The organism is Yoonia litorea (genome assembly GCF_900114675.1).
In the GTDB taxonomy this organism is placed as follows: Bacteria; Pseudomonadota; Alphaproteobacteria; order Rhodobacterales; family Rhodobacteraceae; genus Yoonia; species Yoonia litorea.
On record NZ_FOZM01000001.1, the window covers coordinates 205,000 to 218,595 of the forward strand.

A 13,596-nucleotide genomic window follows, 5' to 3' on the forward strand; every position below is an offset into this window, starting at 1 on the left:
TCTGGCAGCCCCAAATTGGACCGTTCACGCCGAGTTTACATTTTACACCGTGTTTGACCAGAGGGTCTGGAAGGGCAGGCCGCAGGCATCTTGCTGCGGCCTGCTGACAGATCAGGCGTGGATCGCGCCATCGCCGCAGGCCAGTGCGGCCTCACGGACGGCTTCGGAGTATGTCGGGTGGGCGTGGCAGGTTCGGGCGAGATCCTCTGCCGCGGCACCAAACTCCATGGCGACGCAGATTTCATGGATCAGATCACCGGCCATCGGACCAATGATATGGGCGCCCAGAACGCGGTCTGTGTCTGCATCGACGAGGATTTTCACAAACCCTTCGCCAGAGAAATTGGCTTTGGCGCGCGCGTTGCCCATGAAGGGGAACTTGCCGACTTTGTACTTACGGCCTTGTTCTTTCAGGGTTTCTTCGGTTTCACCGACGTTGGCGACTTCGGGGTGCGTGTAGATCACGCCCGGAATGACACCGTAGTTCACATGTGGGTGCTGACCGGCGATCCCTTCGGCAACTGCCATGCCTTCATCTTCGGCCTTATGCGCCAGCATCGGGCCAGCAATCGTATCACCGATCGCATAAATCCCTTTGATATTCGTGGCATAGCGCGCGTCGGTCTTGATCTGGCCGCGTTCGGTCATCTCCACGCCGAGCGCATCGAGGCCCAATCCTTCGGTGTAGGGTTTGCGGCCTGTGGCGACGAGGACAGTGTCAGCGGTCATCGTGTGTTCGCTGTCGTCCTTGCGCATCTTGTAGGTCACTGTGGCCTTGCTTCCCTTGACCGAGACGCCTTGCACCGCAGCGCCGAGTGTGAACTTAAGGCCTTGCTTTGTCAGCATTTTCTGGAACTGACGCGCGATTTCGGCGTCCATGCCTGGCGTGATCGCATCAAGGAATTCGATCACTTCAACCTCAGCCCCCATCCGCGCGTAAACGGAGCCCAGTTCAAGCCCGATCACGCCTGCGCCGATCACGACCATTTTCTTGGGGATCTTCGGCAAGGACAGCGCACCGGTTGAGGTCACGACTGTCTTTTCGTCGACCTCTACACCTGGCAGCGAGGACGGCTCCGAGCCTGAGGCAATGATGATATTCTTGGCCTCATGGACCTCATCACCGACCTTGACCTTGCCGGCCTCAGGGATGCTGGCCCAGCCTTTGATCCAGTCTACCTTGTTCTTTTTAAACAGAAATTCGATGCCGCCGGTATTCTGGGCGATCGTCTCTTCCTTGTAGGTGAGCATCTGTTTGAAATCGACAGAAGGGGCTTTGCCCTTCAGGCCCATGGTTGCAAAGTTATGCTCTGCCTCGTGCAGCATATGGGTGGCGTGAAGCATCGCTTTGGAGGGGATACAGCCGACATTCAGGCAGGTGCCGCCGAGTGTCTCGCGTCCTTCGACACAAGCCACTTTCATTCCGAGCTGGGCGCAGCGGATGGCGCAGACATAGCCGCCGGGACCGGCACCGATTACAATCACGTCATAGCTGGACATAAGGAAACTCCTTCAGGCATTTTGGGCGTACACTGGCTGTACACAACCTGTACACAGGCCGTACACAACCGGTGCATACGAATTGTCATATCAAGGCTGACACAATCATCAGCATGGTTGCAAGAAACCCGACAAACCAGATCAGCGATCGCCAGGGCGACCAGCCGAAATAGTAGGCGGGCACATAAAGAACGCGCGCGGCCAGATAGGTCCAGGCGCAGATGGCAGTCAGTCCGGTCCCCTTGTCGCCTAGCGACACGACCACGACGGCGAGCGTGAAAAGGATCAACCCCTCGAAATGGTTGTTCAGCGCCCGGAAGAGCCGACCGGTCTTGTCACTGACCTGATCAATGAGCGGCTTTTCAAGACGCGAGCTGTCGCGCGGTGATGCCGTCTTGCCGGGGCCAAGTTCGAGATTGGCCGGCACCGACATCAGCACAAACTGGACGCCTTGCAAAAGGCCCGCGAGGGCGAGGACGGTGAGTTCGTGGGTCATTTCTCGATCTCCTCGCCACCCTCATACACATGTATCTTCAGCCGGTTCGCCTGCATCAGTGTCACCACGAAGGAGATGCCGGCGAGGACGATGGTGGCGGGCCAGAGCCAGCCGATGCCGTCAACCAGTGCGGTCAGCACCAGCACCACGCCGAAACCCACCGTCCAGCGCAGGCCCCACCCGATGATGCGGGCGCGGAAAATCTGGTCGTATTCGGCTTGGGTCAGGGCGCGTTGCATGTCAGGCTCGAAATGGCGGGCAGGGCCCGCCAGTCCCGATTACAGATCCATCAACAGGCGACGTGGATCCTCAAGCGCTTCTTTCACGCGTACGAGGAATGTCACGGCGCCTTTGCCATCGACGATCCGGTGGTCATAGCTGAGTGCGAGATACATCATCGGACGGATCACCACCTGACCGTTGATCGCCATCGGACGATCCTGAATCTTGTGCATCCCGAGGATACCGGACTGCGGCGGGTTCAGGATGGGCGAGGACATGAGCGAGCCGTAGACACCACCGTTGGAGATGGTGAATGTGCCGCCCTGCATTTCGGCCATGGAGAGCTTGCCGTCGCGGGCCTTCGCGCCTTTTTCGGCAATCGCCTTTTCGATGGCGGCGAAGCTCATCTGGTCGGCGTCATTGATCACAGGCACAACAAGACCAGTCGGCGTGCCTGCGGCGATGCCCATGTTGACATAGTTCTTATAAACGATGTCTGTGCCGTCGATCTCGGCGTTCACTTCAGGCACTTCTTTCAGCGCGTGCACGCAGGCCTTGGTGAAGAAGGACATAAAGCCCAGTTTGACGCCGTGCTTTTTGAGGAACAGGTCCTTGTATTCGTTCCGCAGGGCCATGACCTCGGTCATGTCGACCTCGTTGTAGGTCGTTAGCATGGCGGCGGTGTTCTGGCTGTCCTTCAGACGCTTGGCGATGGTCTGACGCAGACGGGTCATTTTCACACGTTCTTCGCGGGCGGCCTGATCGGCGGCGACCGGTGCGCGTGGTGCGGCAGCAGGGGCAGGTGCGGCGGAGGCCGAGGACAGGGCGTTGAGCACGTCCTCTTTCATCACGCGGCCGTCTTTGCCGGTGCCTTGCACGTCGGAGAGGTTGTTTTCGGCCATCAGCTTTTTGGCGGATGGTGCATCTTCGACGTCTTTGCCTTTGGCCTCTGGTGCCGGGGCAGGTGCCTCTTCTTCCTTCGCTGCGGCCTTTGGCTCTTCGGCCTTGGCTGCCGGAGCCGCGGCGGCGTCGCCTTCGGCGATCTGCGCAAGCAGCGCATCAACGCCGACGGTTTCGCCTTCGGCGGCGACGATTTCCGAGAGTGTGCCAGCCACAGGGCTCGGCACCTCGACGGTCACCTTGTCAGTTTCCAGCTCGCAGAGCATCTCATCAACCGCCACGGCATCGCCGGGCTGTTTGAACCATGTGGCGACCGTCGCTTCTGTCACGGATTCGCCAAGTGTGGGGACGCGGACTTCGGTGCTCATTACTTGCTTCCTTCGATAGTCAGGGCGTCGTTCACGAGCGCCTGTTGTTCTGCTTTGTGCTTGCTGGCCAGGCCCGTGGCGGGCGAGGCGGCGGCGGCGCGTCCTGCGTAGACGGGCCGTGTGTGTTTTGCACCGATACGGGTCAGCACCCATTCGATGTTTGGCTCAATAAATGACCATGCACCCTGGTTGCGCGGCTCTTCCTGACACCAGACCATTTCGGCGTTCTTGAAGCGCTCAAGCTCCTTGACCGCAGATTGTGCCGGGAACGGATAGAACTGTTCGAAGCGCATCAGGTAGACGTCGTCGATGCCACGGGCGTCGCGTTCTTCCAGCAGGTCGTAGTAGACCTTGCCGGAACACATCACGACACGTTTGATCTTGTCGTCTGCGGCCAGTTCGGTGTCCGAATTGCCGTGTTGTGCGTCATCCCAGAGGACACGGTGGAAGGATGACCCGACCGTGAATTCCTCGCGCTTGGAGACCGCCAGTTTGTGCCGCAGCAGCGACTTTGGCGTCATCAGGATGAGCGGCTTACGGAAGGTCCGGTGCAGCTGGCGGCGCAGCAGGTGGAAGTAGTTGGCTGGCGTTGTGCAGTTGGCCACGATCCAGTTGTCGCCACCGCACATCGTCAGGAAACGCTCCAAACGTGCAGACGAGTGTTCGGGGCCCTGTCCTTCGTAGCCGTGCGGCAGCAGGCAGACGAGGCCCGACATGCGCAGCCATTTGCTTTCGCCGGAACTGATGAACTGGTCGAACATGATCTGCGCGCCGTTGGCAAAGTCGCCGAACTGCGCTTCCCAAAGCGTCAGCGCATTGGGTTCGGCCAGCGAGTAGCCGTATTCAAAGCCTAGCACCGCATATTCCGACAGCATCGAGTCGATGACTTCGTAATGTGCCTGACCTTCGCGGATATTGTTGAGCGGGTAGTAGCGCTCTTCGGTTTCCTGATTGACCAGACCGGAATGGCGCTGGCTGAACGTGCCGCGGGTCGAATCCTGCCCTGACAGGCGGACACGGTAGCCTTCGGTCAGCAGTGATCCGAAAGCAAGCGCCTCGCCGGTGGCCCAGTCGATCCCTTCGCCGGTTTCGAACATTTTGGCTTTGGCATCCATCAGACGTGCAACGGTCTTATGCAGCGGATAGCCGTCCGGCACCGTGCTGAGGGCTTCGCCAACGGCGTTGAACGTGGCTTCCTCAATCGCGGTGACGCCGCGCTGGTAGTCTTCGTCCTGACGATCCAGATGGGACCATTTGCCGTCAAGCCAGTCGGCCTTGTTCGGCTTGTAGGTCTTGCCGGCTTCAAATTCATCGTTCAGGTGCGCCTGGAAGGCGGCCTTCATGTCTTCGATTTCGCCTTCGGGGATCAGGCCGTCATTGACCAGTCGATCTGTGTAGAGCGTCAGCGTGGTCTTATGCTTCTTGATCTTCTTGTACATCACCGGGTTGGTGAACATCGGCTCGTCGCCTTCGTTGTGACCAAAGCGGCGGTAGCAGATGATGTCGAGAACCACGTCCTTGTGGAACTTCTGGCGGAATTCGGTGGCCACACGGGCGGCGTGGACCACGGCCTCGGGATCGTCGCCATTGACGTGGAAGATCGGCGCCTCGACCATCAGGGCAATATCTGTGGGGTAGGGCGATGAACGGCTGAAGTGCGGTGCTGTGGTAAAGCCGATCTGGTTGTTGACGACGATATGCATTGTGCCGCCAGTCTTGTGACCCTTCAGGCCGGACAGACCGAAGCCTTCTGCCACGACGCCTTGCCCGGCAAATGCCGCATCGCCATGCAGCAGGATGCCCATGACCTTGGTGCGGTCTTCGTCGTTTTTCTGGTCCTGCTTGGCGCGGACCTTGCCCAGAACGACCGGGTTGACGGCCTCAAGGTGGGACGGGTTCGCTGTCAGCGACAGGTGCACGTTGTTGCCGTCGAATTCACGGTCTGACGATGCGCCGAGGTGGTATTTCACGTCGCCTGAACCATCGACGTCCTCTGGCTTGAACGAGCCGCCCTGAAATTCGTTGAAAATCGCGCGGTAGGGTTTCTGCATCACATTGGCGAGCACGGACAGACGGCCACGGTGCGGCATGCCGATGACGATATCCTCAAGCCCGAGCTGACCGCCGCGCTTGATGATCTGTTCCATTGCAGGGATCAGCGCCTCGCCACCATCAAGGCCGAAGCGCTTGGTGCCCATGTATTTGACATGCAGGAACTTCTCGAAGCCTTCAGCCTGCACAAGACTGTTCAGGATCGCCTTGCGGCCTTCTTTGGTGAAGGCGATTTCCTTGCCGTAGCCTTCGATTCGCTCTTTCAGCCATGCGGCTTCTTCGGGGTTCGAGATGTGCATGTATTGCAGGGCAAAGGTGCCGCAGTAGGTGCGCTGCACAATCGCCATGATCTCGTTCATGGTTGCGTGCTCAAGCCCCAAAACATTGTCGAGGAAGATCGGCCGGTCCATGTCACCGTCGGTGAAACCGTAGGACTTGGGATCAAGTTCCGGATGAGGTGTCTGGTCGCGCATCCCCAGCGGGTCCAGATCAGCGACGAGGTGACCACGGATGCGGTAGGCACGGATCAGCATCAGCGCGCGGATACTGTCGAGAACGGCACTGCGTACCTGTTCTTCGGTGATCGCAACGCCTTTTTCGGCGGCCTTGTCTTTGATCTTTTTGCCAGCAGCCTCAGGCTCGGCGGCCCATTGCCCGTCGAGCGCGGCTGTCAGGTCGTCATTTGGCTGCGGGGGCCAGTCAGTCCGTGCCCAGCTTGGACCGTTGGCCTCTGCCTTTGCATCAGCAGGCGCGTCGCCAAGCGAGCGGAAGAAAGCCTGCCAGCTTTCATCTACCGCGCCGGGGTTGTCGGCGTAGCGGGCGTAAAGCTGTTCGACATATTCAGCGTTATGGCCTTGCAGAAATGACGAGGCGTGGAAATCGTCGTTGGGGGAATGGTCGTTCATGACGGGACCTCAAAGTATTCGCGCGTCGTCTGGTTGTTGCGGGGGACGACAGACCCGGATTTAAGGCTGCCCCGACTGGCCGGGGCAGCCACTTTCTTATTTGCCGATGGCCTCAAGCACGGCTTCACCCAGCGTCGCGGGGCTGTCTGCCACGACGATGCCGGCGGATTTCATCGCTTCGATCTTGCTTTCGGCGTCGCCTTTGCCGCCGGCCACAATCGCACCGGCGTGACCCATGCGGCGGCCCGGAGGGGCGGTGCGGCCAGCGATGAAACCGGCGACTGGCTTCCAGCGGCCTTTTTTCTTTTGCTCGGCAAGGAATTCGGCGGCTTCTTCTTCGGCGGTACCACCGATTTCGCCGATCATGATGATCGACTGCGTTTCGTCGTCATCAAGGAACATGTCCAGCACGTCGATATGCTCGGTCCCTTTGATGGGGTCGCCGCCGATGCCGACAGCGGTCGACTGGCCGAGGCCGGAATCCGATGTCTGCTTCACAGCTTCATAGGTCAGCGTACCGGAGCGGGAAACAACACCGACCGAGCCGCGCTTGTGGATGTGACCCGGCATAATGCCGATCTTGCAGGCGTCAGGTGTGATGATGCCAGGGCAGTTCGGCCCGATCAGGCGGCTGGAGGAATTCTGCAATGCTGCCTTCACGCGCATCATGTCCAGCACAGGGATGCCTTCGGTGATACAGATGATCAGTTCCATCTCAGCGTCGATCGCTTCGAGGATGGAATCTGCGGCGAATGGCGGAGGCACATAGATGACCGAGGCATTGGCTTCGGTTTTGGCCTTTGCTTCATGCACCGAGTTGAAGATCGGCAGGTCCAGATGTGTCTGCCCACCTTTGCCGGGGGTCACGCCGCCGACCATCTTGGTGCCGTATGCAATCGCTTGTTCAGAGTGGAACGTCCCCTGCGAACCGGTGAGGCCCTGACAGATGACTTTGGTGTTTTCGTCTACGAGAATAGCCATGGCTGGTGGCTCCCTTAATTAATTCGATGAGAGGAAGTCGAAGCCGGTGCGCTTGGCCCGGATCGCGATGAGGGCTGCACGCACCTCTTCTTCCATTTCTTTTTGATAGGCTGCCAGGCCTTCGCCGTTGGCAGCATCAATTGATTTCAGATAGTCCGTGCGTTCGCTGAAGCAGTTTCGCGCAACAATCGTTTCCGCGAGATCTGCGAGATTCCCGTGATCTGCTTCGAGCTGCTCTGCCAAGTCGACAAGACAGTCGAAAACCTGTGTCCGCTCATCTGCGAGAGCAAAACCACTGGCAGGCTGGATCACAAGAAGGCCGCAGATCAGGACGCGGGACAGTGTCATCCTTTCACAGCCTTTACGATCTTTTGCGCGCCGTCTTTGAGGTCGTCAGCGGCGATCACGTCGAGGCCGGAGTTGTTGATGATATCCTTGCCTTGCTGCACGTTCGTGCCCTCAAGGCGCACAACCAGTGGCACTTGCAGGCCAACCTCTTTCACGGCAGCGACAACGCCTTCGGCGATGACGTCGCAGCGCATGATCCCGCCAAAGATGTTCACGAGGATACCTTTGACGTTGGGGTCGGAGGTGATGATCTTGAAGGCTTCGGTGACCTTTTCCTTGGTCGCACCGCCGCCCACATCAAGGAAGTTGGCAGGTTCGGCACCGTAGAGCTTGATGATGTCCATTGTGGCCATCGCGAGGCCAGCGCCGTTCACCATGCAGCCGATTTCGCCGTCGAGTGCGATATAGTTGAGGTCGAATTTCGACGCGGCGAGTTCTTTGGGGTCTTCTTCGGTTTCATCGCGCAGGGCGGCGACGTCGGCGTGGCGGTAGACAGCGTTGCCGTCAAAGCTGACCTTGGCGTCGAGCACCTTCAGATCGCCCTTGTCGGTGATGATCAGCGGGTTGATTTCCAGCATCTCCATGTCCTTCTCGACGAAGGCTTTGTAGAGGTTGCCCATCAGCGCCACGCATTGCTTGACCTGATTGCCGGTGAGACCCAGCGCAAAGGCAACGCGGCGGCCGTGGAACGGCTGGTAGCCGGTGGCCGGATCAACTGTGAAGTTGAGGATCTTTTCAGGGGTCGATGCTGCGACCTCTTCGATGTCCATGCCGCCTTCGGTCGAGCAGACAAAGCCGATGCGGCTGGTCTGGCGGTCCACCAGAAGGGCAAGGTACATCTCGGTCTCGATGCCGGAACCGTCTTCGATGTAGATGCGGTTGACCTGCTTGCCTGCAGGGCCGGTCTGGTGCGTGACCAATGTGCGGCCCAGCATCTTCTTGGCTTCCTGTGCGGCTTCTTCAACCGACTTGGCGAGGCGCACGCCGCCGGCTTCGCCAGCGTCAGCTTCCTTGAACTTTCCTTTACCACGGCCACCGGCGTGGATTTGCGCCTTGACGACCCAAAGGGGTCCGTCGAGTTCGCCGGCTGCGGTTTTAGCATCTTCAGCGCGCGTGACAGGGCGACCGTCAGAGACGGGCGCGCCATAGCTGCGCAAAAGGGCTTTGGCCTGATATTCATGAATGTTCATTAGGCTATTTCCAAGTTGGCTACGGTTTGATGCGTGCTAAAGCATAAAAAATCGGGTGTCTTAAGGGAAATTTGCCAAATCGTCGCAAAATCGAACATTTGTGATCACATAATTTTTTTGTGTGATCACAAAAAGGCTCTGCCTTGATCTAGATCAATATTTAATCGCCTTGCAAAGATTCGCGGCAGTGTTAGCAAGACATCATGTCTGCGCGAAACCCGAACTGGTCAGTGGTTGCAACGGTTGATGAGCCGCCTGCGCTGGTGCAGGCGTTCGTGGCCTGGCACCTGCATCTGGGTGCGCAAACGATCCATCTTTACTGCGATAACCCCGATGATCCGCTGCCGCAGACCTTGGCCCATTTGCAGCAAGTCGTCGTGGTCAGATGTGACGCTGCCTATTGGCAGGCGGACGGAAAAAGTCGCCCGAAACGCCATCAGGTCCGTCAGGTCCGCAATGCGCGGCACGCTTATGCGGCATGTCCGTCAGACTGGCTTGTTCATATTGATGCAGACGAGTTTCTATGGCCCGGATCACGTGTTGCCGAAACTCTTGCATCAGTGGCTGAGGAAACTGATGGGCTCATCGTGCCGGTTGAGGAGCGTCTACACCGGCCCGACGATCCAGGTCATTCCGTTTTTGAGGGGGCCTTTCGCCGTCCGTTCCGTGGGCCGCAGCATCGCGGGCGGGCGATTTTCGGATCGGACTATGATCTGACCCAGTGTGGCCTGACGGGCCATGCGCAAGGCAAGGCCTTTGCGCGTTGCGGGCGGGACTTGTCGATGTCCGTCCATCGCCACAAGCGGCGGGACGGATCAGCGCCACACTTGGCGCGACCTGAACCTGATGAATTGGCATTGCTTCATTTCGACGGGCTGACGCCTTTGTCGTGGGTCTTCAAACGCGCCCGCATGTTGCGGGCACTTGAAAAAAACGATGGTATGCCGCCGTCTGAACACCGCAAGGCGCAGACAAAGGCGCTGGTGGACAATCCGGGGAAAGCCGAAGCGGTCTATCAAGCATTGAAATCTGCGACCCCAGAGGTGGAGCATTTGCTCCGGCGCCATGGACTTTGGCACGCACCAGCGTTCGAGGTGTCCACCGCGTTGGCGCGATACTTCCCCGATGAGAAACCCGACCTCAGCCCAGATGCGATGGATCAGTGGCTTTTCAGCAAGAAGGCCAATGTGATTGCGTATCTGTCCAAGTCGGACATGAAAAAGGGGCCGCCGGATGGCAGCCCCTGAATAAGAAACCAGCGTGGCTTACGACAGCGAGCTGTCGATGCCCTTACAGGCTGACACGAGGCCTTTGACGGCATCGACGGATTTATCAAACATCGCCTGCTCGTCTTTGTTCATCTTGATTTCGACCACGCGCTCGATACCGCCTGCGCCGATGATCGTCGGCACACCAACATAAAAGCCGTCGAGGCCGTAGGCGCCGTCAACATATGCAGCACATGGCAGCAGACGCTTTTGGTCCTTGAGGTAGGCTTCGGCCATCTCGATGGCGGATGTGGCTGGCGCGTAGAACGCTGACCCTGTCTTGAGCAGGCCAACGATTTCGGCACCACCGTCACGGGTCCGCTGAACGATCGCGTCGAGCTTTTCTTGTGTGGTCCAACCCATGTCCACCAGATCAGGCAGAGGGATACCGGCAACAGTGGAGTAACGTGTCAGCGGCACCATTGTGTCGCCGTGGCCGCCCAGAACGAAAGCTGTGACGTCACGCATGGAGACATTGAATTCGTCTGCAAGGAAGTGACGGAAGCGGGCGCTGTCCAGAACACCGGCCATGCCGCAGACTTTCTCGGCTGGCAGGCCGGAGAATTCGCGAAGGGCCCAAACCATCGCGTCAAGCGGGTTGGTGATACAGATCACAAAGGCATTGGGTGCGTGGGCTGCGATGCCTTCGCCGACGGACTTCATCACTTTGAGGTTGATGCCAAGCAGGTCGTCGCGGCTCATACCGGGCTTGCGTGGGACACCGGCGGTGACGATGCAGACGTCTGCGCCTGCGATATCGGCGTAATCGTTGGTGCCTTTGAAGCTACCGTCGAATTTGGCCGAAGGGCCGGATTCAGCGATGTCGAGCGCCTTACCTTGTGGGGTGCCTTCTGCGATATCGAAGAGAACAACATCGCCGAGTTCTTTGACAGCTGCGAGGTGCGCGAGCGTGCCGCCGATCTGTCCGGCGCCGATAAGGGCAATCTTGGGTCTGGCCATTGAAACAGGTCCTTTGGTGAAATGGTCTCGGGCGCCCTCCTAAGCGTTTGGCGTGATTTTCGCAAGAGTGCTGCGGTGCGGCATTAGATGGCAAGGCGATAGCCAAGCGTCGCTGAAAAGGCTAACGAAGGCGGAAACAAGCGCTTTTCGGGATGCGACGGGATGGAATTTGGTTGGGAGTTTTTCGCGCTCGGTATTCCCGCAATCATCTTTGGCGGCATTTCAAAGGCGGGTTTCGGGTCAGGTGCTGCCTTTGTTGCCGGTGCGATTCTGGCGCTGGTTGTTCCACCGGGGATGGCGCTGGGCATTGTTCTGCCGCTGTTCATGTTGGTGGATGCCGCCACACTGAAACCCTATTGGGGGAAATGGCACTGGCCGTCGGCAAAGGGGTTGATGATCGGCGCTGTTCCTGGCTGCATTCTTGCAGGCTGGCTTTACACATGGGTTGATGGCGACGTCTTTCGTTTGCTGATCGGCATCATCTGTCTGGCCTTTGTTGCCTTTCAGGTGGCACAGGCGGCGGGATGGCTGAAGATCCGGCAGATCCCGTTCTCTGCCCCGCTTGCATGGTTTGCCGGTCTGGTCAGTGGATTTACCAGTTTTGTCAGCCATGCCGGCGGACCGGCGGCGGCTGTTTTTCTGCTCTCACAAGGGGTGAGTAAAACGGCCTATCAAGCCACGACAGTTGTCGTGTTTTGGGCTGTGAACTGGATGAAGGCGGTGCCTTACGCCTTTCTGGGCATCTTCAGTTTCGACTCGATCATGGGCAGCCTGATGCTGGCGCCATTTGCATTGCTCGGCGCGTGGCTGGGTGTGAAGGCGCATCGCTTTGTGCCCGAAAAGCCGTTCTTCCTGATCACATACGTGCTGCTAGTTTTGACCGGCGTCCGTTTGATCTGGGTCGCCTTGCAGCCGTAGTCGCGCTCTTTTGCTGCGTTGCGGCAAAAAGAGGGTTGAATTAATCGACAAAGTCTGGCCTTTTCCGCGCAACTTTATTGCGAGGAAGAATCTATGCACGACCGTCCTTACCGATCCGCCCTTTACATCCCCGGATCGAAAGATCGTGCCTTGGACAAAGCGCGCGGTTTGCCCGTCGATGTGATCCTGTTCGACCTGGAAGATGCCGTCGCACCAGATGCAAAAGTCGCGGCGCGTGACACGCTTCATGCGGCTTTGGCAGATGGTGGCTATGGCAGCCGCAAGAAAATCGTGCGGATCAACGGCCTCGATACCGAATGGGGCAAGGCGGATGCAGCGGCTGTCGGCGCAATGGCCTGTGACGCTATCTTGCTGCCGAAAGTCAATGGACCCGAAGACGTGGATGCCTTGGCCGCACTTGTGCCTGATCTGCCGATCTGGGCGATGATGGAGACGCCTCAGGGCATTCTGAATGCCGCCGCGATCGCGGCCCACCCGCGGATGGAAGGGTTTGTGCTGGGCACCAACGATCTGGCCAAAGACCTCAATTCGCGTGGCCGCGCGGCGCTGGTGACATCGCTTCAGCTTTGCCTTCTGGCGGCTAAGGCTGCGGGGATCGTGGCGCTGGATGGTGTTTATAACGCGTTCAAGGATGAAGACGGGTTGCGCGCCGAATGTGCGGAAGGGCGTGATATGGGCTTTGATGGCAAAACGCTGATCCATCCAGCGCAGGTTGCCATTGCCAATGCGGCTTTTGGCCCGACAGATGATGAGATCGACCTTGCCCGTCGCCAGATCGCCGCCTTTGAAGAGGCCGAGGCGCAGGGGCAGGGGGTTGCTGTCGTTGATGGCCGGATCGTCGAGAACTTGCATATCGTTACCGCGCGGGCAACTTTGGCGAAAGCTGAAGCAATTGCCGCATTGGAGTCGGAATGACACTACTGGTTCTTGGGGTCGCCCTATGGTCGGCGGCTCATCTGTTCAAACGTCTGGCGCCGGGACCGCGTGCAAAACTTGGCGACAAGGGCCAAGGCTTTGTCGCAGTTGCGCTTGTTATCAGCGTTGTGCTGATGGTGATCGGGTATCGTGCGGCTGACGGGGCGGTTTACTGGGGTCGTGACCCCATGTGGGTTGGCATCAACAACCTGCTGATGGTTCTGGCATTTTATGTGTTTGCGGCGAGTGCGGCAAAGGGTGACAAGATCTGGCTTGGGACCAAGCTGCGGCATCCGCAACTGACTGCTGTGATCATCTGGGGTGTGGCACACCTGCTGGTGAACGGCGATACGCCCTCGTTTGTCCTTTTTGGCGGTCTGATTATCTGGGCTATCGCAGAAATTCTGATCATCAATGCGCAGGAAGGCCCATGGCAGCGCCCTGGCCGTGCCCCCGCCCGCAAAGAGGTTGTGGCCATCGTGGTAACTCTTGTCGTCACAACAGTCGTCATGCTGATCCATTACCTTCTTGGCGTGTCGCCCTGGGGATAAA

The 13,596-nt window shown here is 58.6% G+C and carries 13 protein-coding genes; 4 read left to right on the forward strand and 9 right to left on the reverse strand.

Annotation, left to right across the window (positions count from 1 at the left end):
- Positions 1-111 precede the first annotated feature (111 nt).
- The 8 genes from lpdA to sucC all read right to left on the reverse strand — a co-directional run bounded on the left by lpdA (position 112) and on the right by sucC (position 8,962).
- A complete protein-coding gene (gene lpdA, locus BM316_RS01095; protein ID WP_090202901.1) occupies positions 112-1,500 on the reverse strand; it encodes a dihydrolipoyl dehydrogenase in 1,389 nt (462 codons plus the stop codon).
- Between the two features lie 85 nt (positions 1,501-1,585).
- Entirely contained in the window at positions 1,586-1,996 is a 411-nt protein-coding gene (locus tag BM316_RS01100) for an MAPEG family protein (protein WP_090202906.1), read from the reverse strand.
- Complete coding sequence (locus tag BM316_RS01105; protein WP_090202907.1) at positions 1,993-2,235, reverse strand: hypothetical protein; 243 nt, start codon at positions 2,233-2,235, stop codon at positions 1,993-1,995. The genes BM316_RS01100 and BM316_RS01105 overlap by 4 nt, the downstream gene beginning before the upstream one ends.
- Before the next feature lie 39 nt (positions 2,236-2,274).
- Positions 2,275-3,486: a 2-oxoglutarate dehydrogenase complex dihydrolipoyllysine-residue succinyltransferase gene (gene odhB / locus BM316_RS01110; RefSeq protein WP_090202911.1), complete on the reverse strand. Its 1,212-nt coding sequence runs from the start codon at positions 3,484-3,486 to the stop codon at positions 2,275-2,277.
- Positions 3,486-6,443, reverse strand: coding sequence for a 2-oxoglutarate dehydrogenase E1 component (locus tag BM316_RS01115; protein ID WP_090202913.1), 2,958 nt, complete (start codon positions 6,441-6,443; stop codon positions 3,486-3,488). Before BM316_RS01115 ends, odhB begins: the two co-directional genes overlap by 1 nt.
- Before the next feature lie 96 nt (positions 6,444-6,539).
- Positions 6,540-7,424 carry a succinate--CoA ligase subunit alpha gene (gene sucD / locus BM316_RS01120; RefSeq protein WP_090202916.1) on the reverse strand — a complete coding sequence of 295 codons (885 nt, stop codon included), beginning with the start codon at positions 7,422-7,424 and terminating at the stop codon, positions 6,540-6,542.
- Between the two features lie 18 nt (positions 7,425-7,442).
- Entirely contained in the window at positions 7,443-7,772 is a 330-nt protein-coding gene (locus BM316_RS01125; RefSeq protein WP_090202919.1) for a hypothetical protein, read from the reverse strand.
- On the reverse strand, positions 7,769-8,962 hold the full coding sequence (sucC, locus tag BM316_RS01130; RefSeq protein ID WP_090202921.1) for an ADP-forming succinate--CoA ligase subunit beta: 1,194 nt from the start codon (positions 8,960-8,962) through the stop codon (positions 7,769-7,771). The genes BM316_RS01125 and sucC overlap by 4 nt, the downstream gene beginning before the upstream one ends.
- 203 nt (positions 8,963-9,165) lie before the next feature.
- On the opposite strand from sucC, the gene BM316_RS01135 reads away from it, so the two are divergent.
- Positions 9,166-10,209: a glycosyltransferase family 2 protein gene (locus BM316_RS01135; protein WP_090202925.1), complete on the forward strand. Its 1,044-nt coding sequence runs from the start codon at positions 9,166-9,168 to the stop codon at positions 10,207-10,209.
- An 18-nt stretch (positions 10,210-10,227) separates the two neighbouring features.
- Here BM316_RS01135 and mdh read toward each other — a convergent pair whose 3' ends face one another.
- On the reverse strand, positions 10,228-11,190 hold the full coding sequence (gene mdh / locus BM316_RS01140; protein ID WP_090202928.1) for a malate dehydrogenase: 963 nt from the start codon (positions 11,188-11,190) through the stop codon (positions 10,228-10,230).
- Positions 11,191-11,352: 162 nt separating this feature from the next.
- Here mdh and BM316_RS01145 point away from each other — a divergent pair, with 162 nt between their 5' ends.
- From BM316_RS01145 to BM316_RS01155, 3 genes are all read left to right on the forward strand, one after another.
- Positions 11,353-12,108, forward strand: a complete 756-nt coding sequence (locus BM316_RS01145) for a sulfite exporter TauE/SafE family protein (RefSeq protein WP_090202931.1) — start codon at positions 11,353-11,355, stop codon at positions 12,106-12,108.
- A 93-nt stretch (positions 12,109-12,201) separates the two neighbouring features.
- The gene (locus BM316_RS01150) at positions 12,202-13,044 is read left to right on the forward strand and encodes an HpcH/HpaI aldolase/citrate lyase family protein (RefSeq protein ID WP_090202936.1); all 843 of its coding nucleotides are present in this window, start codon (positions 12,202-12,204) and stop codon (positions 13,042-13,044) included.
- On the forward strand, positions 13,041-13,595 hold the full coding sequence (locus tag BM316_RS01155; protein WP_090202938.1) for an NnrU family protein: 555 nt from the start codon (positions 13,041-13,043) through the stop codon (positions 13,593-13,595). The genes BM316_RS01150 and BM316_RS01155 overlap by 4 nt, the downstream gene beginning before the upstream one ends.
- Position 13,596: the final 1 nt, after the last annotated feature.

Coding starts and splice junctions, on each gene's coding strand:
- BM316_RS01125 (WP_090202919.1), bottom strand. CDS start 7,772: ATGACACTGTCCCGCGTCCTGATCTGCGGCCTTCTTGTGATCCAGCCT.
- sucC (WP_090202921.1), bottom strand. CDS start 8,962: ATGAACATTCATGAATATCAGGCCAAAGCCCTTTTGCGCAGCTATGGC.
- sucD (WP_090202916.1), bottom strand. CDS start 7,424: ATGGCTATTCTCGTAGACGAAAACACCAAAGTCATCTGTCAGGGCCTC.
- lpdA (WP_090202901.1), bottom strand. CDS start 1,500: ATGTCCAGCTATGACGTGATTGTAATCGGTGCCGGTCCCGGCGGCTAT.
- BM316_RS01145 (WP_090202931.1), top strand. CDS start 11,353: ATGGAATTTGGTTGGGAGTTTTTCGCGCTCGGTATTCCCGCAATCATC.
- odhB (WP_090202911.1), bottom strand. CDS start 3,486: ATGAGCACCGAAGTCCGCGTCCCCACACTTGGCGAATCCGTGACAGAA.
- BM316_RS01135 (WP_090202925.1), top strand. CDS start 9,166: ATGTCTGCGCGAAACCCGAACTGGTCAGTGGTTGCAACGGTTGATGAG.
- BM316_RS01150 (WP_090202936.1), top strand. CDS start 12,202: ATGCACGACCGTCCTTACCGATCCGCCCTTTACATCCCCGGATCGAAA.
- BM316_RS01115 (WP_090202913.1), bottom strand. CDS start 6,443: ATGAACGACCATTCCCCCAACGACGATTTCCACGCCTCGTCATTTCTG.
- BM316_RS01155 (WP_090202938.1), top strand. CDS start 13,041: ATGACACTACTGGTTCTTGGGGTCGCCCTATGGTCGGCGGCTCATCTG.
- BM316_RS01100 (WP_090202906.1), bottom strand. CDS start 1,996: ATGACCCACGAACTCACCGTCCTCGCCCTCGCGGGCCTTTTGCAAGGC.
- mdh (WP_090202928.1), bottom strand. CDS start 11,190: ATGGCCAGACCCAAGATTGCCCTTATCGGCGCCGGACAGATCGGCGGC.
- BM316_RS01105 (WP_090202907.1), bottom strand. CDS start 2,235: ATGCAACGCGCCCTGACCCAAGCCGAATACGACCAGATTTTCCGCGCC.